Source organism: Erwinia rhapontici (assembly GCF_012271765.1).
Taxonomy (GTDB): domain Bacteria; phylum Pseudomonadota; class Gammaproteobacteria; order Enterobacterales; family Enterobacteriaceae; genus Erwinia; species Erwinia rhapontici.
In genome coordinates, this window is record NZ_VRKO01000015.1 from 232,410 (window position 1) to 249,782 (window position 17,373).

The following is a 17,373-nucleotide window of genomic DNA, read 5'->3' on the forward strand; positions in this document are numbered from 1 at the left end:
GTTAAATTTTACCGATTAGTTATCCGGGAACTCGCGCAGGAAACGTTCGGTATCATCGACCATATGGTCATTGCCGACGAAGAACGGCGAACGTTCATGCAGGCTTTCTGGCACCAGGTCCAGAATACGGTTTTTGCCGTCAGAGGCTTTACCGCCAGCCTGTTCCGCCAGAAACGCCATTGGATTGCACTCATACAGCAGGCGCAGCTTGCCTTTCGGGTGGCTGGCGGTGCTTGGGTAGAGGTAGATACCGCCTTTCAGCAGGTTACGGTGGAAATCTGCCACCAGCGAGCCGATGTAGCGTGAGGTATAAGGACGTTGGGTCGCGACATCCTCTTCCTGACAGAATTTCAGGTATTTCTTCACACCCTGCGGGAAGCGGATGTAGTTACCTTCGTTGATGGAATAGGTGTAGCCCTTTTCCGGGAAGGTCATACGTTCCGCGCTCAGGCAGAACACGCCCAGTGACGGGTCGTAGGTAAAGGCATGTACGCCACAGCCGGTGGTATAAACCAGCATGGTAGAGGAGCCATAAACGACGTAACCCGCGGCAACCTGCTGGCTGCCAGGCTGCAGGAAGTCTTCTTCGGTCACCGGCGTACCCGGAGGGGTGAGACGGCGGTAAATTGAGAAAATGGTGCCGACAGAAACGTTGACATCAATATTTGAGGAGCCGTCGAGAGGATCCATCAGTACCACGTACTTGCCGTTTTCCGCGCCTTCGAAGATCACGAACTCATCTTCTTCTTCTGACGCGATACCTGCAACAATGCCACGGGCCTTCAGTGCGGCTTTGAGTTTTTCATTGGCAAACAGATCGAGCTTCATCTGTTCTTCGCCCTGAATATTTTCAGCGCCGCTGGCACCCAGAATATCGACCAGGCCTGCTTTGTTAATATCGCGGTGGATAATCTTAGCGCCCAGTTTGATCGCGGAGATCAAAGCGGTCAGTTCACCTGTTGCGTGCGGAAAGTCGTGTTGCTTCTCGACGATAAATTCGCCTAACGTTTTCATAACACAATCCCTGAATCTGCGGTTGAGTAGCAGCTTGATTCACAAACTGCCAACGTATGCGTACGCAGTTTAGCCGATTGAACGCTAAAGAACATAGGGCAAATCCGTTTCTTCCGCACGATGGGGGCGTTACACTAAGGCCGAACATTTTACGAAACGGACCTTTTATGCGTATTCATATCCTCGGTATCTGCGGCACCTTTATGGGTGGACTGGCGATGCTGGCCCGCGCGCTCGGCCATGAAGTGACCGGCTCTGATGCTAACGTTTACCCGCCAATGAGCACGTTGTTGGAGAAGCAGGGTATTGATTTAATTCAGGGTTATGATGCTTCTCAGCTCGATCCTGCACCGGACCTGGTGATCATCGGTAACGCGATGACCCGCGGTAATCCCTGTGTGGAAGCGGTGCTGGAGCGCAATATTCCTTATCTCTCTGGCCCACAGTGGCTGCATGACTTCGTCCTGCGCGACCGCTGGGTGATTGCGGTCGCCGGAACCCACGGAAAAACCACCACAGCGGGCATGGCAGCGTGGATTTTACAGGCCTGCGGCTATGAACCCGGTTTTGTCATCGGTGGGGTGCCTGGAAATTTTGATGTTTCCGCGAATTTAGGAAAAAGCCCATTCTTTGTGATTGAGGCGGATGAGTACGACTGCGCGTTCTTCGATAAGCGCTCGAAGTTTGTTCATTACTGCCCGCGTACCCTGATTCTGAACAACCTCGAGTTCGATCATGCCGATATTTTTGACGATCTGCGTGCTATTCAGAAACAGTTTCATCATCTGGTCCGCATCGTGCCAGGCCAGGGAAAAATTATCCTGCCAGAGCATGATGCTAACCTGAAACAGGTGATCGCGATGGGCTGCTGGAGTGAACAGGAAACCGTGGGCGACACCGGCCACTGGCAGGCGAAGAAACTCTCTACGGATGCCTCACACTGGGAAGTGCTGCTGGACGGCGAGCGCGTGGCAGAAGTGAACTGGTCGCTGGTGGGGGAGCACAACATGCATAACGGCATGATGGCCATTGCCGCTGCACGTCATGTTGGCGTGAAGCCCGAAGATGCGGGGCGTGCGCTGAATGACTTTATCAATGCCCGCCGTCGTCTGGAGCTGCGTGGAGAGAGTAACGGCATTAAGGTCTACGATGACTTTGCCCATCACCCAACGGCTATCCTCGCTACGCTGGCGGCGCTGCGCGGCAAAGTCGGCGGCACTGCGCGCATTCTGGCGGTGCTGGAACCCCGTTCGAATACCATGAAAATGGGCATCAGCAAGGACGATTTAGCCCCGGCGCTGGGGCGTGCTGATGAAGTGTTCCTTTATCAGCCGCACCACATTCCGTGGCAGGTTGCCGAAGTGGCCGAGGCCTGCATTCAGCCGGCGCAGTGGAGTGCGGATCTCGATACACTGATAGAAATGATCGCCAAAAAGGCCCAGCCGGGCGATACCATCCTGGTCATGAGTAATGGCGGTTTTGGTGGGATTCATCAGAAATTGTTAGATAGATTGGCGTAATATGCATTGGGCGAGGCATGCCTCGCCCTACGCGCCTGTGGTGGGCATGCCTATGCCTTTGCGTAGGGGTCGGGCACGCCCGACCTGATACTCACAGCAATACGTTACGACGCTTCGGCCAGCTCACGCAGATACTGGAAGATCTGGCGATAAGCTTTCGGCGGTTTGTTGGTCGCTTTCTCTTTCTGCGCGTTACGGATCATCGCACGCAGCTGCTGGCGGTCGGCATGAGGATAGAGGTTCAGCACCTCTGGCACCGCATCATCACCTTGCTCCACCAGACGGTCACGCAGCACTTCCAGTTTATGGAACAGTGCGACCTGCTGGTTGTGGCGGTTCTTCAGCTTATCCAGTGCCGTACGGATCGGCTCTTCATCACGTGAACGCAGCATTTTACCGATCAGCTGCATCTGGCGGCGGCGGCCTTCTTTCTTAATCTTCTGTGCCAGTTCAATGGCGGCACGCAGATCTTCATCCAGTGGGATTTTGTCCAGGGAGTTTTTCCCCAGTTCCACCAGTTCAGCGCCAAGGCGTTTTAGCTCCTCGGCATCACGTTTAATCTCACTTTTACTGACCCAGATAATCTCATCATCTTCTTCTTCTTCGTTATCTGGTACATCATCGAGCCAGTCGTCGGGCTGCTTGGTCATTGGTACGGCTCCTGAAAAAGAGGCTAATGCTATCAGGTTACGAGGCTACTGCGAAATTGTTCTCTGAGTCTGTTAGACTCAAATGAAGCCTTATCACCCTGGTGTGGTTATACCAGCGCGGTAAGCCACCGAAAAATCGCACTATTAATTATATGGCAGGTCGATGAAATTACTCTCCCAAGTTGCAGAACAGCGTAAAACCCTGGAACAGGCGATAGCGACAGCACTCGAACTGGCAAAGGCCAGCAGCGACGGAGCAGAAGTCGCGGTAACCAAAACCACCGGCATCAGCGTGAGTACGCGCTATGGCGAAGTGGAAAATGTTGAATTCAACAGCGATGGTGCCCTGGGCATCACTGTTTATCATCAGAATCGTAAAGGCAGCGCCTCTTCAACTGACCTCAGCCCGGACGCGATAAAGCGCACCGTGCAGGCCGCGCTGGACATTGCCCGCTACACCTCTCCCGATCCTTACGCGGGTGTGGCCGACCGTGAGCTACTGGCGTTTGATGCGCCGGATCTCGATCTGTTTCACCCTGCTGAGATCGATGCCGATCGCGCTATCGAACTGGCGGCTCGCGCCGAGCAGGCCTCACTGAAAGCGGATAAGCGTATTACCAACACCGAAGGCGGCAGCTTTAACAGCCACGTCGGGATTAAAGTGTTCGGTAACAGCCACGGGATGCTGCAAGGCTATTGCTCCAGCCGCCATTCGCTTTCCAGCTGTGTGATCGCGGAAGAAAACGGGGATATGGAGCGCGATTACGCTTACACCATTGGTCGTGCCATTGAAGACCTGAAGTCACCGGAAGCCGTGGGCGAAGAGTGTGCCCGTCGCACCCTGTCACGTCTTTCTCCACGCAAGCTGTCGACAATGAAAGCGCCGGTGATGTTTGCTGCCGAAGTCGCAACAGGCTTATTCGGTCATCTGGTAGGCGCGATCAGCGGTGGCAGTGTTTATCGTAAATCGACGTTCCTGCTTGATTCCCTGGGTGAGCAAATCCTGCCGGAGTGGCTGACCATTGAAGAACATCCGCATCTGCTGAAAGGCCTGGCCTCTACGCCGTTTGATAGCGAAGGTATCCGTACCCAGCGCCGCGACATTATCAAAGAGGGTGTGTTGCAGAACTGGCTGCTGACCAGCTACTCCGCCCGCAAACTGGGGCTGCAAAGCACCGGACATGCTGGTGGTATTCATAACTGGCGCATCGCCGGACAGGGCCATAGCTTCGACGCAATGCTAAAACAGCTCGGCACCGGGCTGTTGGTGACCGAGCTGATGGGGCAGGGCGTGAGTGGTATCACGGGGGATTACTCTCGCGGAGCATCGGGTTTCTGGGTGGAAAATGGCGTGATCCAGTATCCGGTCAGTGAAATTACCATTGCCGGTAACCTGAAAGACATGTGGCGCAATATGGTCAGCATCGGTAGCGACATTGAAACGCGTAGCAATATCCAGTGTGGATCCGTTCTGTTACCAGAAATGAAGATCGCAGGGCAGTAATTTACAGATTTACGCGTATGCTGAAAAGGCGGCTGTGAAAACAGCCGCCTTTTTTAATGCCTGAATGATACCCATTTATAAAAAATAGGATCTGAGATGCGTAAGTTATTGATTGCAATGTTGAGTACGACCCTGATGTTAAGTGCCTCGGTGATGGCACAGGACCTGGAAGGCGATATGGATATCCTGAAAGGCGCTTATCGCACGGTACAAAAGACCGATGATAAGGCGGAAATGGTCAGAGCATTAACCGATATGCGTGCTGCCGCTGAGAATGCGAAAACTCAGACGCCGGATAAGTTAAAAGGCCAGGCGGCCGACAGTGCTGGAATGAAAGATTATCGTGCAGAACTGGACACACTGATTGGCCAGATTGATACCAGTCTGAAACTGGCAAACGGCGGTGATCTGGCAGGCGCAAAGGAAGAAGCGAAGACATTCTCCGCTACCCGAGATGCCGGTCATAAGAAGTTTCGTTGATCACACAACCCTGATCAAAAACGTTTAGCTTGAACCTGAGAGGCGATGAATAAACCCATCGCCTTTTTTCGTAAAATAGCTGAGTGAAAACACTGTAGATAATGAGAATATCTCGCGATTTTTTCTTGTTCAGAATCTTTCTCTGACTTCCCTTGTCAGGCAGATAAACGCGAGAGTTTTCACCATGAAAAGTGATCTATAATATTTTCGATTATTAATACCCTGATAATTGAGTTGCGAAAAACTGGTAAACCCGCAAATCCCGGGAACATAAAAATTTATGTGGCAGGGAGGCGCGGGTGTTATCTTTTTTATTCTCCGCCTGGTATTTCGTCATAAGTTTTACTTCTATTTCTGTGATTATTGATATGTTTTCCCCCGTATATATCCCTTTGCCTGCGTTTATTAAGCAGGTAACGCTGTTTTTTTGTGATTCACATCTCAATTTAACGGTGTTCGTGCACGTTTCAACGTTTTTGCGACATCAATCCGGCGTCATCTGTTTATTTCCGTTTCAATGTGGAAAAAGTCGTTCTACACATAAAGGTAACGTAGAGGTAATTTATTCCCATCGTTAATTAAGAGGGGACGAACGTGAGTAATGGAATAGCGCCAGTGAACGCGGTAACAGAACAGGATAATGAAATTCAGTCGCTGGCTGCGCGGGTGATGACACAAATTACCGAACTTTTTGCCGCCCGAAATATTCAACCTAATCCTGTTCAGCAGCAGATGCTCACCTCCCATGTGCGTGCGATGGCACTGCGTTCTCTCACCGGAGAAGCGCTGCCAGAAGTGGAAGAAGAACTGTTTGAGGATATCTCGCCAGAGTCAATGACGCTGGCACAGCAGGTTGTTGATTTGTTCGGTAACCTGCCGAAAGAAGAGGCCTGGCTACTCTCCGTTCATTTCGAAGTAGCCAAAGAAAACGAATAAACCTGGGATCGGACATGCCGACCCCTACTACAATCCGTAGGGGCGGGGCATGCCCCGCCCGTTGCAACCAATAAGGAATACAACATGTCTCAAATTATCGTCGTGATTGGCGACCGTTTAGGTAAAGGCCAGAAAGTCGCTGCCGGAATCGAAAAAGCCGGCGGCAAAGCGATTGTAGTACCGGGTGTGGCGGCAGACATGAAGTTGGGTGATGTCATGAAGGCGGAAAACGCCACTTTCGGCATCTCCTTCTGTGGCAGCGGCGGCGCGGGTGCCATCACTGCTCAGAATAAATATGGCTACAAAGCTAAGCATGGAATGCGCTCCATTGATGAAGGTGTGACCGCCATCAACGAAGGTGCCACAGTACTCGGCTTCGGCTTTATGGATAAAGAAGAGTTGGGTGAGCGTCTGGTGCTGGCGTGGCAGAAGAAGCACGGCTGATGAAAGAGCAATTCACCACCACGGTGAGCGTTAGCGGTAAGGGCGACAGCAAAGGAAAAGCCTTTGCCGATGCCCTTAGCCGGGTACAAAACACGGTACTGAAATCCACCAGCAAAATTCTTCTGCGTATTGAGCCGGTGGATGTGAAGGTGCTGCAGGCCAGTGTTCGCACCAAAACGGAAAAGTTTCTGTTCTTCTTTCTGGCGCGTGAACGGCGGCTCTACAGCGTCGATCTGGAGATCACCGTCAACGTGGTGGTGGTGGATACAGACAACGTGGATTTCATCGTTTCCCACTAAAAAAACATCAGGGCGCATACACCTCCACGCATTCAGATGCGGTAGTCCGTCTACCGCCTGAGGCGAAGGGGTTATAACAAAAGGAAAGACCGATGTTCCTCATTATCTTATTTAAGTCATTGATTATCGGCGGACTTGTCGGTGTTGGTGTGGGCGCAGGCGCAGCACGCATGTTTCATGCCCCGACCACACAGGGCATGGGCGCTTTTCGTACATTGGGCGAACTGAACTCCTGTGAGGGCGATCCTGCCTCCCACTTCTCTTTCGGCCTCGGCTTCTTCTTTAATGCCTGGGCATCGTCTGTGGCGGCGGGTTCTTTTACTCAGGACGTTGACCACCGCATTATCCCTAACTGGGGGGCCGCGGCACTGATGGTCAAGAACCGCAACGTGGCAGACACCCTGCACAACCCGAAGAAAATGGCGATCGCCTGCGGCATCATCGGCATGATCGTGGTGGCGTTCCTGAACTCAACGGCGTCAGCAGTACCGGCAGCCTTGCAGGTGACGGCAGTGAAGGTGCTGGTACCTGCGGCTAACCTGCTGGTCAATACGGTCATGCCCGTGATCTTCTGGCTGGCGGCCATTGATGCCGGTAAAAAGTCCGGTTTTTGGGCCACCATTTTTGGTGGACTGGCGCAGCTAATCATGGGGAATGCGGTACCGGGCCTGGTACTGGGCATCCTGATTGGCAAAGGGGTTGAAGAAGCGGGCTGGAACCGTGTGACCAAGGTGATGATGATGGCCATCGTCCTGCTGTTCGTGCTAAGCGGGTTCTTCCGCGGCTTTGATATGAAGCTGCTGGAGTCCTTCCATCTGGGTGTGCCTGGCTGGCTGGATATGATCCACAACTCCCTGAGCGGTAAATAAGAGGACGATGGTAATGGAAAATACAAAAAGTGGTTTCTGGTATGCCGACTGGTCGTTTCCGATCTTTGTCGGGCTGCTCTCTTCTGGTGTGTTCGCCGGTACGCATATGTATTACGTCTACGGGCTGGGTGCTTTCAACGAAGTGGCCTTCGTCTCCATGCTGCGTGCGGGAATGGAAACTGGCGTTTACGGTGCGGTAGCGGCCTTCGGTGCCAGCTTCCTGTTTGCACGCATTATTGAAGGATCGCTGGTGGGGATCCTCGATATTGGTGGCGCGATCCAGACCGGGATCGGCCTGGGCGTGCCTGCGCTGCTGCTGGGGGCCGGGTTTATCTTCCCGGTAGCAAACTTTGCCGCCTCGCTGGTAACCGGCCTGGCGCTGGGCCTGGCAGTGGGATACCTGATTATTCTCGCGCGTAAATTTACCATCAACAACAGCGACTCGACCTACGGCGCTGACGTGATGATGGGCGCGGGCAACACCTCTGGCCGCTTCCTCGGTCCGTTAATTATCTTGTCTGCGATGGCGGCATCGATTCCCATTGGGCTGGGTGCGCTGGTGGGATCGTTGCTGTTCTACCTGTGGAACAAGCCGATTACCGGTGGCGCAATCCTGGGGGCGATGGCGCTGGGAGCGATCTTCCCGGTCGCGCTGTAACTAACCCGCGTGGCGGCGGGATGTCGCCACGCTGAGGAGTCTGCATGTTTGATCTGATTATTCGGCGGGGCCGTCTCAGCGATGGCACCCTCAGTGATGTCGCCATTCACGACGGCAAAATTGCAGCCGTTGGCCTGGTCGCAGGTCCGGCGAAACATGAGTGGGATCTTGCCGGGCGTTACTGGCTGAGTGCGGGCTGGATTGACTCGCACGTTCACTGCTACCCAAAATCGCCGATTTACCATGATGAAGCCGATCGCATTGGTGTGGACACGGGCGTCACGACGGTGGTGGATGCGGGCAGTACCGGCGCAGATGATATCGATGATTTCTATCAACTCACCCGCAGCGCCAGCACCCGTGTTTATGCGCTGCTCAACATCGCCCGTAGTGGCATTCTGACGCAGAATGAACTGGCGGATATGGCGCGTATTGACGGGCCTGCGGTACGCGCAGCGGTACAGCGTCTGCCGGGTTTTATCCTGGGTTTGAAAGCCCGTATCAGCAGCAGTGTGGTGGAACAAAATGGTATCAAGCCGCTGGAACGTGCCAAAGCGATGCAGCAGGAGAACGGCCAACTGCCGCTCATGGTCCATATCGGTAACAACCCGCCGAACCTCGATGATATCGCCGATTTGTTGACCTCCGGCGACATGATTACCCACTGCTATAACGGCAAACCGAATCGTATTCTTACGGCGGAAGGGCAGCTTCGCGCGTCGATTACCCGTGCGTTGCAGCGCGGTGTGCGGCTGGATGTTGGGCATGGCTCTGCCAGCTTCAGTTTTGAGGTGGCACAGGTCGCCATCGGCCAGGGCATTTTACCGCACACCATCAGCTCGGATATCTACTGCCGCAACCGCCTTAACGGTCCGGTGTATTCCCTCGCGCATGTGATGTCCAAATTCTTAAACATCGGTATGACGCTGACACAGGTAATTGATTGTGTCACCTGCCATGCCGCCGATGGGCTGCGGCTCAATGGAAAAGGACGGCTGGTGCCGGGACTGGATGCCGATCTGACCATTTTTGACGTGAAACAGGAAACCTGCCTGTTCAGTGATTCTGACGGACAAACCCTGTCTGGCGAAACACACCTGGTGCCGCTGGCTGCTGTGGTGAGCGGGCAGGCATTCGTGACTAACGAAGGGAAAAAACGTGATGATTTCAGTGTATGAAAAATATGGCTTAAAGCAGGTGATTAACGCCTCTGGCCGCATGACCATTCTCGGTGTGTCGACCCCGAGCGCGGATGTGGTGGAGACGGTAAATTATGGTCTGAATCACTACTTCGAAATGAAAGATCTGGTCAACAAAACCGGTGCTTACATTGCCGGCCTGTTGGGTTGTGAAGCGGCAGTTGTGGTCTCCTGCGCGTCAGCGGGTATTGCGCAATCTGTGGCGGCGGTGATCGTGAAAGATAACGACTGGCTGTTGGAAAACCTCCATGCCGCGCCGCTGACCGTGCCGCATGACATCGTGCTGCCAAAGGGCCATAACGTGAACTTCGGCGCGCCCGTGGGCACGATGGTCACACTGGGAGGTGGCCGCCTTGTGGAAGCAGGCTACGCCAACGAATGTTCGCCTGAACAGCTCTCGGCGGCCATCACGCCGCAAACAGCCGCCATTCTCTACATCAAATCGCACCACAGCGTGCAGAAAAGCCATCTCAGCGTCGAACAGGCAGCGGTAGTGGCTCGGAAACACGGCGTTCCACTGATCGTGGATGCTGCTGCCGAAGAAGACTTGCAGGCATATTACGCACTGGGGGCAGACCTGGTGATCTACAGCGGCGCCAAAGCGATTGAAGGGCCTACCAGCGGGCTGGTAACAGGAAAAACGCAGTACGTCGAATGGGTAAAACGTCAGTCGCAGGGCATTGGTCGCGCGATGAAAGTCGGCAAAGAGGGCATCCTGGGACTGACTCAGGCGATTGAAAATTTCCAGCGTCTGGAGAAAGTAACAGGGGCGCAGATGGTAGAAAAAATGACGCCATTTATCGACAACCTGAATCAGCTGTCCGGAATTCAGGCTCGCGTGGTGTGGGATGCGGCCGGGCGTGATATTGCCCGTGCTGAGATTCATTTTGACGAAGCGACTATCGGGCGTACTACGGGCGAAGTGGTCCAGGCACTTAAAACCGGCGATATCGCCATCTATTTCCGTGGCTACAAAGCTAACGAAGGGATTGTCGAAGTAGACGTGCGCAGCGTGTCTGCGGATCAGCTGCACACCATTTTTGTCTGTATTCAGACGCTGTTAATCAGGGAGAAACGCGCATGACGCTGACACCAAAATTTTACCGTGATCGGGTATGCCTGAATGTACTGGCCGGATCAAAACAGAACGCCCGTGATATCTGGGTGGCGGCCGAAGGCCACGTGCTGGTAGGCGTGCTGTCGAAAAACTATCTTGATGTCGCGACTGCCGTGGCGGACATGCGTGAGTATGCCGCGCTGATCGATAACGCGCTGTCCGTCGGTCTGGGGGCGGGCGACCCGAATCAGTCGCTGATGGTGAGTGCCATCTCCGCTGAAGTGCAGCCGCAGCATGTTAATCAAGTCTTTACCGGCGTCGGTACCAGCCGCGCGCTGCTGGGACAGGCACAGACCGTGGTGAATGGCCTGGTGTCGCCAACCGGCCAACCGGGAAAGGTGAAGATCTCTACCGGACCACTAAGTTCACAGAGGGCAGACGGGATTGTTCCGGTCGCCTCCGCGATTGCTATGCTGAAGGATATGGGCGGAAGCTCAGTGAAGTATTTCCCGATGGGCGGGCTGAAAGCTATCGACGAGTTTAAAGCGGTGGCAGAAGCCTGTGCAGAGCAGGATTTCTGGCTGGAACCCACGGGCGGTATTGATCTGGACAACTATGAGACGATTTTGCGTGTCGCGCTGGATGCCGGTGTCAGCAAAATTATTCCGCATATCTACAGCTCCATTATTGATAGCCCCACCGGGCTGACCCGTCCGGAAGATGTGGCAACACTGTTGGCATTAACCAAAAAGTTAGTGGATTAATCTCGTCCTTACACCCCGGCCTGTGCCGGGGTGTACTATTTTTTCTTCGAAAAATAAGTTAGTTTTCCTTTTGTTGAACAGCTTAAAAGTGGTGCCCCCGTGAGATTCCCTAACCAACGACTGGCTCAGTTGTTTGATTTGCTGCAAAACGAAACGCTGCCGCAGGATGAGCTGGCGCGACGTTTCGCTGTCTCGACACGCACGGTGCGTACCGATATCAATGTTCTCAATGAACTGCTGGCCGATCATGGCGCCAGCCTGGTGCTGAATCGCGGTGCGGGTTATCAGCTAAAAATTGAGGATCTGCCGCGTTATACCGCATTGCTGCAGCAGTCACCTTCCCATCTGCGCGTTCCACGCACCTCACCGGAACGTGTGCACTACCTGCTCACGCGCTTTCTGACGTCGGCGTTTTCCCTGAAACTGGAAGATCTGGCCGATGAGTGGTTTGTCAGCCGTACCACGCTGCAAAGTGATATGGCCGAAGTCAGAGAATGGCTGGCGCGCTATCAACTGGCGATTGAAACCAAACCACGTTACGGCATGAAGCTATTCGGGAAGGAGGTAGCGATGCGCACCTGCCTGACGGACCTGCTGTACCAGATTGCGCAGGAGGACATCGACAGCCCGCTGTTAAGGCTGGAGGCGTTGAACAGCGGTATGCTCGATACACTGCAACCGCTGCTGCAACAGTGTCTCTCCCGGTTTACGATTCGTCTGACCGATGAGGGTGAGTTTTATCTGCGCCTTTACTGTGCCGTGGCGGTGCGTCGAATTGGCGAAGGCTACCCGCTGACTGAATTCTCTGCAGAAGATGTTGATGGCGACGTGCGTGACGCGGCGCGCCATATCGTGAATCTGATGAGACCGATGACGGGTAAAGCGATCTCTCCGGCAGAAGAGGCCTTTTTGCGAGTGAATATCGCTGCCCGTCGGGTTGAGGACAGTGTGGCCAGCGTGATCAGCCCGGATGACGGTGACTCGCTGGTGGACTACATCCTGAGTTACATCAACACTCATTACAACTTCAACCTGCAAAACGATCCGCAACTCCATGCCGATCTTCTGACGCATATAAAAACGATGATCACCCGTGTGCGTTACCAGATCCAGATCCCTAACCCATTGTTGTCGAATATTAAACAGCACTATCCAATGGCCTGGGATGTAACGCTGGCGGCAGTCTCCAGCTGGGGGAAATATTCACCGTATATCATCAGTGAAAATGAGATCGGCTTCCTGGTGCTGCATATTGGCGTTGGGCTGGAACGCCACTACAACGTGGGCTATCAGCGCCATCCGCAGATCCTGCTGGTGTGCGATACCGGCAACTCCACCGTGCGTATGATCGAAGCCATGCTGCTGCGGAAATATCCACAAATCGTTGTGAGTAACATCCTCTCGCTGCGTGAATATGAATTGAAAGAGAACGTGGAGGAAGACTTTGTGATCTCCACGGTACGCCTCAGCGATAAAGATAAGCCGGTTGTGGTGATGTCACCGTTTCCTACTGACTACCAGCTTGAACAGATCGGCAAGCTGGTGCTGCTCGATCGCACCCGGCCTTATATGCTGGAGCGCTTCTTTGATGCCAGCCACTTCCTTATTCTTGACCGCCCGATGGATCGTTCCGCGCTGTTCCGCCAGTTATGCGATCGGCTGGAAGAAGAAGGGAGGGTGGATGAAGCGTTTTACCCTTCGGTGGAAGAACGTGAGGCGATTGTCAGTACCATGCTGGGTGAGGGGATTGCGTTGCCGCACTCGCTTGGATTGCTGGCGAAGAAAACCTGCGTTTACACGGTGCTTGCTCCCGAGGGCATTGCCTGGGGCGATGAAACCGCCTACGTGATTTTCCTGCTGGCGATCAGCAAAACAGAGTATGAAGAGGCGATGGCCATTTACGACCTGTTTGTGACTTTTATGCGCGAGCGGGCGATGACACGACTTCGGGATAGCAAAGACTTTGCCAGTTTTAAAGCGGTAGCGATGGACTGCTTAAGCAGGTTGTAATGCGGTGGGAGCGGGTCGGGCATGCCCGCCCCCTACGAATATCAACGTGGATGGCGCAGGCCTTGTGGCGACCTCTACGAATACCAACGCGGATGGTACTGGTTTTGTGGCGACCTCTACGAATACTAACGCGGATGGTGCTGGTTTTGTGGCGCCCCCTACGAATATCAACGCGGATGGTACTGGTTTTGTGGCGACCTCTACGAATACCAACGCGGATGGTGCTGGTTTTGTGGCGCCCCCTACGAATATCAACGCGGATGGTGCTGGTTTTGTGGCGACCATTACGAATACCAACGCGGATTACTGTTTAGTAGGGGTCAGGCATGCCTGACCCTTTCCAGCATGCTTATTTCAGAATTGTAAACGCGGTGGTGACGTGGGTCACGCCGCTCACCCGGCTGGCGATATCTGCCGCCGCTTTTGCTTCCGAATCGGTCACCAGACCCAGCAGGAACACTTCGCCGTTCTCGGTAGTCACTTTCACGTTTGAGGATTTCACCTGATCGCTACCCAGCAACTGGGAGCGCACTTTGGTGGTGATCCAGGTATCTGAAGATGCCGTGCCAAAGCTCACCTTGCTACCGGTGCGGATCTCGTTATACACCTCGGTTGCACCATCAACACCGACGGCGATCTGTTTCGCGCGTGATGCCAGGTCGCTGCTCGGTGCCTGACCCGTCAGCAGCACTTTGCCCTGATAGGCGGTGGCAACAATGTGAGTGTTTTGTTTAATCTGTTCGTCTTTGGATAACGCGTTGGTCACACGAAGTTCTAAGGTGCCATCATCCACCTGAGTTCCTACGGAACGGGGATCGGTTGCACCTTTCGTGGCGACCGCCGCAGTGCCGACAACCGCAGCCACACAGCCCTGTAACATCAACGCGGTAAGGATAACTGCACATGCAGATAATGCCTTCATTTAAGCTCCTTTAAACATCCTGGTGGGGAAACAAAGTGTTATCTATTAAATCGCACAGACAATTCACGGTTAACATATGCATTTCCTGAATTCTCGCGCTGCGATGCGAGGGGATACGAATCTCCACATCCTGTGGTCCCAGCAGACCGGCGAGTTCACCGCCGTCGTAGCCGGTCAGCGCAATAATCGTCATATCACGCGTGACCGCTGCCTCTACGGCTTTGACAATATCACGGCTGTTGCCGCGGGTTGATATGGCCAACAAAATATCACCAGCGTGGCCCAACGCGCGCACCTGCTTCGCATAAATTTCTTCGTGCAGGCGATCATTACCAATCGCTGTCAGCAACACATTATCAGCGCTAAGGGCGATGGCAGGCAGGCTCGGACGCTCAGTTTCAAAACGGTTGATCATGCTGGCAGCAAAATGCTGGGCATTGGCGCTGGAGGTTCCGTTGCCACAGCTCAGGATTTTGTTGCCATTCAGCAGCGACTGCACCATGGTCATCGCCGCGCGTGCTATGGCATCCGGCAGCGCTTCTGCCGCTGCGATTTGCGTTTGAATACTTTCGGTAAAACAGACTTTAATTCTTTCCAGCACGTCATTCACCTGGTTAGTTTAGCCTTTTAAAACAGGCTCTTATTCTGCTGTAAATGCATCAGGTAACCATTCTACCTGTTCGCCGGTGATCGCGACCACATCAAAACGACAGTCCGTCGTGTCGAAGCTCTGTCCACGACTGTTGAGCCACAGCGCGGCGGCGCGCAACAGCTTTTGCTGTTTACTGCGCGTAATACTGGCTGCTGCGCCGCCAAAACGGTCGTTGCGACGATAGCGCACTTCAACAAAAACCCACACCTGCTTATCGCGCATAATCAGGTCGATTTCGCCTGCACGGTAACGCACATTCGCAGCGACAAAACGCAAACCTGATGTTTGCAGCAGGTGGCGGGCCTGACGTTCACTGGCCGCCCCCTGCTGTTGTCGACTCAGTTGGCCGGGACGATTTGACCCTGACGATACTGGCTCCACACTAACTTCCTGTTAATGACGCAGTCCTGATTTGCACTCAGATTGCCAGTATCACCTTTGATCTGGAAACCTGGCAGTGAGCGCATCTCGTTGAAATGATTCGCCAACGTCCAGGCATCAATGCCCATCGCATACAGACGAACCAGTGAATAATCATTGTTAAACGACTTCGCCGCCTGCTGCATCAGTGCTGGATTCGCACCAGACAGAAGCGGGATATCGCTAAACTGTAAGCCGTCCAGCTCCAGACGATAGTCCGGACCTGCACCTGCCTGATAGCTGCGCGAACTGGCATACAGACCCACATTATCACGGCTGCTCACACGCATGGAGATCATCGGCTTAATCAGCGTCAGCTCATCCTGAGTGGCGACAATATACACTGAATCCACACTGCCGTTGCTGCTGCTGACCTGGGCATCGGTCATCGGTGCCGGGATGTTCAGGCCACCAATGGTTATACCCGTTGCTGCCGCAGGCTGTACGGTGATCGGCGTGCCGCTCAAGCGGATACCTGCGCCACTGTTAATACCCTGTTTCAGTTCTGTTTTTGAACCAAACTGCTGCTGCAATACCGTGCCACCGCCCAGTTTCTGCCACTCGGCAGCAAAGGATTTGTTCACGCGGTCCCCTAACGAGCTGCGTGGTACCAGCAGCAGCGGGGTACGTTTGCCCTGGTCCCACATATGATGCGCGGCATCACGGGCTTCGTCTTCAGGAGAAAGCGCAAAATAGCAAAGATTCGGACGGTTCTGGACGGACTCTGGCTCATTCAGGGCCAACACGTTCAGTGATGTCTGGCTGTTAGCCAACTGTTCAACGTGATTTTTCAGCAGCGGACCGACTACCAGCGTTGCGCCATCATTCTTCGCCTGGGTGAGGATCTGTTCGATGGGCTGGGTGCTGGTGTCATACACCTGAATCTGAGTGCTGCTTGACGGTGCGGCTGTTTCTACGCTGTTGGCCGGGGCCGATTGCGGTTGAACGTCAGCAGGCTGGGCCGCGGTTGCGTCGGCAGACGGGCTGACCACCGTATCCGGTGTGGCCTGTACTGCTTCAGGAGCCTGCACCGGCGTGGCAGCTGCCGGGGCACTGCCCTGAGCCAGCACGCCATTTTTCGCGTCGTTAAACCCTTTCTGAATGGCGTTAGCAAACACTTGTGCCTGGCCACTTAGCGGCAGAAGCAGGGCGATTTTACCGGTGGACGCTGGCTGGAAGTTCTGTACCTGCATCAGCGCCGTTGGCAGCATTTTGGCCGCAGGATTATAAGGATAACGCGTTTGCCAGTCACTGATACCTGCTTTCAGCATATCCGGGTCGCTGGCGTTCGCACGGTACACGCCGAGCAGATCTAACCAGCCTTGCAACACATTTTCATTGGCGTTGATGGCCAGATTGTTCATATGATCTGGCGTCATTTGCGTCAGTGTTTGCCAGGTGGCATCGATATTCTTCTGTTTGTCGGCCGGATTTGTCAGTAGCGGTTCCTGAGCAATCCAGGCGCGCAGCACATCCAGCGAAGGGCGACCCTGGCTGGCGGCAATCTGCAACTGGAAGTAACGCACCTGCTGATCCTGCGACAGGGCGCTGGTATCAATCTGCTTCAGTTTCTCAGTCGCATCAGGCAGGTTTTGCTGTGCCACACTCAGCTGTGCCTGAAGCAGCAACAGCTCCTGACGCCGGGTCGCGTTAAGATCCTGAGGGATTTGCGTCAGCTGATCGTTGGCCTGAGGAACCTTCCCTTCGTTCAACAACGCTCTGATTGCAAGTAATTGCCAGTCAACCTTGTTATCATCTGAGCTTTGCTGCACCTGCTGCAGATAATAGTCAGAGGTGCCCGTGGCGGCCCCCTGTACATTCGCCTGAGGCGTTTGCGGAGCCTGGCCGGTACAACCGGCAAAAATCAGGGCGGCCAGCAGCAGCGGCATGGTGCGTACTGCTTTGCAGTGAACTACTTTCGAAGGAAGCATACTGTATCCAGTGATGTTTTTTTCAAGATGCTCAATATTAAATC

General features: G+C 54.0%; 18 protein-coding genes. 12 read left to right on the forward strand and 6 right to left on the reverse strand.

Going from position 1 to position 17,373, the window contains the following annotated elements; genetic code table 11:
* Positions 1-15: 15 nt before the first annotated feature.
* Positions 16-1,014 (reverse strand): class 1 fructose-bisphosphatase, encoded by a 999-nt coding sequence (fbp, locus tag FVB43_RS16645; protein WP_133842525.1) that lies wholly within the window; start codon positions 1,012-1,014, stop codon positions 16-18.
* A 167-nt stretch (positions 1,015-1,181) separates the two neighbouring features.
* On the opposite strand from fbp, the gene mpl reads away from it, so the two are divergent.
* A complete protein-coding gene (gene mpl, locus FVB43_RS16650) occupies positions 1,182-2,534 on the forward strand; it encodes a UDP-N-acetylmuramate:L-alanyl-gamma-D-glutamyl-meso-diaminopimelate ligase (protein WP_159336810.1) in 1,353 nt (450 codons plus the stop codon).
* 104 nt (positions 2,535-2,638) lie between these two features.
* Here mpl and yjgA read toward each other — a convergent pair whose 3' ends face one another.
* Complete coding sequence (gene yjgA, locus FVB43_RS16655; RefSeq protein WP_133842523.1) at positions 2,639-3,184, reverse strand: ribosome biogenesis factor YjgA; 546 nt, start codon at positions 3,182-3,184, stop codon at positions 2,639-2,641.
* A gap of 163 nt (positions 3,185-3,347) precedes the next feature.
* Here yjgA and pmbA point away from each other — a divergent pair, with 163 nt between their 5' ends.
* From pmbA to FVB43_RS16710, 11 genes are all read left to right on the forward strand, one after another.
* Positions 3,348-4,688, forward strand: a complete 1,341-nt coding sequence (gene pmbA, locus FVB43_RS16660; RefSeq protein WP_159336811.1) for a metalloprotease PmbA — start codon at positions 3,348-3,350, stop codon at positions 4,686-4,688.
* 96 nt (positions 4,689-4,784) lie between these two features.
* Positions 4,785-5,168 (forward strand): cytochrome b562, encoded by a 384-nt coding sequence (gene cybC, locus FVB43_RS16665; RefSeq protein ID WP_133842521.1) that lies wholly within the window; start codon positions 4,785-4,787, stop codon positions 5,166-5,168.
* A gap of 594 nt (positions 5,169-5,762) precedes the next feature.
* A complete protein-coding gene (locus FVB43_RS16670; RefSeq protein ID WP_133842520.1) occupies positions 5,763-6,104 on the forward strand; it encodes a glycine dehydrogenase in 342 nt (113 codons plus the stop codon).
* Positions 6,105-6,188: 84 nt separating this feature from the next.
* Entirely contained in the window at positions 6,189-6,548 is a 360-nt protein-coding gene (locus FVB43_RS16675) for an SFCGS family glycine-rich protein (RefSeq protein WP_133842519.1), read from the forward strand.
* Positions 6,548-6,847, forward strand: a complete 300-nt coding sequence (locus FVB43_RS16680) for a DUF4312 family protein (RefSeq protein WP_133842518.1) — start codon at positions 6,548-6,550, stop codon at positions 6,845-6,847. The genes FVB43_RS16675 and FVB43_RS16680 overlap by 1 nt, the downstream gene beginning before the upstream one ends.
* Positions 6,848-6,939: 92 nt before the next feature.
* Complete coding sequence (locus FVB43_RS16685; RefSeq protein WP_133842517.1) at positions 6,940-7,716, forward strand: DUF4311 domain-containing protein; 777 nt, start codon at positions 6,940-6,942, stop codon at positions 7,714-7,716.
* 7 nt (positions 7,717-7,723) lie between these two features.
* Positions 7,724-8,374, forward strand: coding sequence for a DUF4310 family protein (locus FVB43_RS16690; protein WP_133842516.1), 651 nt, complete (start codon positions 7,724-7,726; stop codon positions 8,372-8,374).
* A 44-nt stretch (positions 8,375-8,418) separates the two neighbouring features.
* The gene (locus FVB43_RS16695; RefSeq protein WP_133842515.1) at positions 8,419-9,552 is read left to right on the forward strand and encodes an amidohydrolase/deacetylase family metallohydrolase; all 1,134 of its coding nucleotides are present in this window, start codon (positions 8,419-8,421) and stop codon (positions 9,550-9,552) included.
* Positions 9,536-10,657, forward strand: a complete 1,122-nt coding sequence (locus FVB43_RS16700; RefSeq protein ID WP_159336940.1) for a DgaE family pyridoxal phosphate-dependent ammonia lyase — start codon at positions 9,536-9,538, stop codon at positions 10,655-10,657. The genes FVB43_RS16695 and FVB43_RS16700 overlap by 17 nt, the downstream gene beginning before the upstream one ends.
* Complete coding sequence (gene dagF, locus FVB43_RS16705; protein WP_133842514.1) at positions 10,654-11,394, forward strand: 2-dehydro-3-deoxy-phosphogluconate aldolase; 741 nt, start codon at positions 10,654-10,656, stop codon at positions 11,392-11,394. Before FVB43_RS16700 ends, dagF begins: the two co-directional genes overlap by 4 nt.
* 99 nt (positions 11,395-11,493) lie before the next feature.
* Positions 11,494-13,404, forward strand: a complete 1,911-nt coding sequence (locus FVB43_RS16710; protein ID WP_167864332.1) for a BglG family transcription antiterminator — start codon at positions 11,494-11,496, stop codon at positions 13,402-13,404.
* A 349-nt stretch (positions 13,405-13,753) separates the two neighbouring features.
* Here FVB43_RS16710 and dolP read toward each other — a convergent pair whose 3' ends face one another.
* Genes dolP through FVB43_RS16730 form a run of 4 tightly spaced genes read right to left on the reverse strand, consistent with a single transcriptional unit; the run spans position 13,754 to position 17,329 of the window.
* Positions 13,754-14,326, reverse strand: a complete 573-nt coding sequence (dolP, locus tag FVB43_RS16715) for a division/outer membrane stress-associated lipid-binding lipoprotein (protein ID WP_133842512.1) — start codon at positions 14,324-14,326, stop codon at positions 13,754-13,756.
* Between the two features lie 10 nt (positions 14,327-14,336).
* Positions 14,337-14,927 carry a DnaA initiator-associating protein DiaA gene (diaA, locus tag FVB43_RS16720; protein WP_133842511.1) on the reverse strand — a complete coding sequence of 197 codons (591 nt, stop codon included), beginning with the start codon at positions 14,925-14,927 and terminating at the stop codon, positions 14,337-14,339.
* Between the two features lie 39 nt (positions 14,928-14,966).
* Positions 14,967-15,359, reverse strand: coding sequence for a YraN family protein (locus FVB43_RS16725; protein WP_133842510.1), 393 nt, complete (start codon positions 15,357-15,359; stop codon positions 14,967-14,969).
* Entirely contained in the window at positions 15,317-17,329 is a 2,013-nt protein-coding gene (locus FVB43_RS16730) for a penicillin-binding protein activator (protein WP_167864333.1), read from the reverse strand. The genes FVB43_RS16725 and FVB43_RS16730 overlap by 43 nt, the downstream gene beginning before the upstream one ends.
* Between the last annotated feature and the right edge of the window lie 44 nt (positions 17,330-17,373).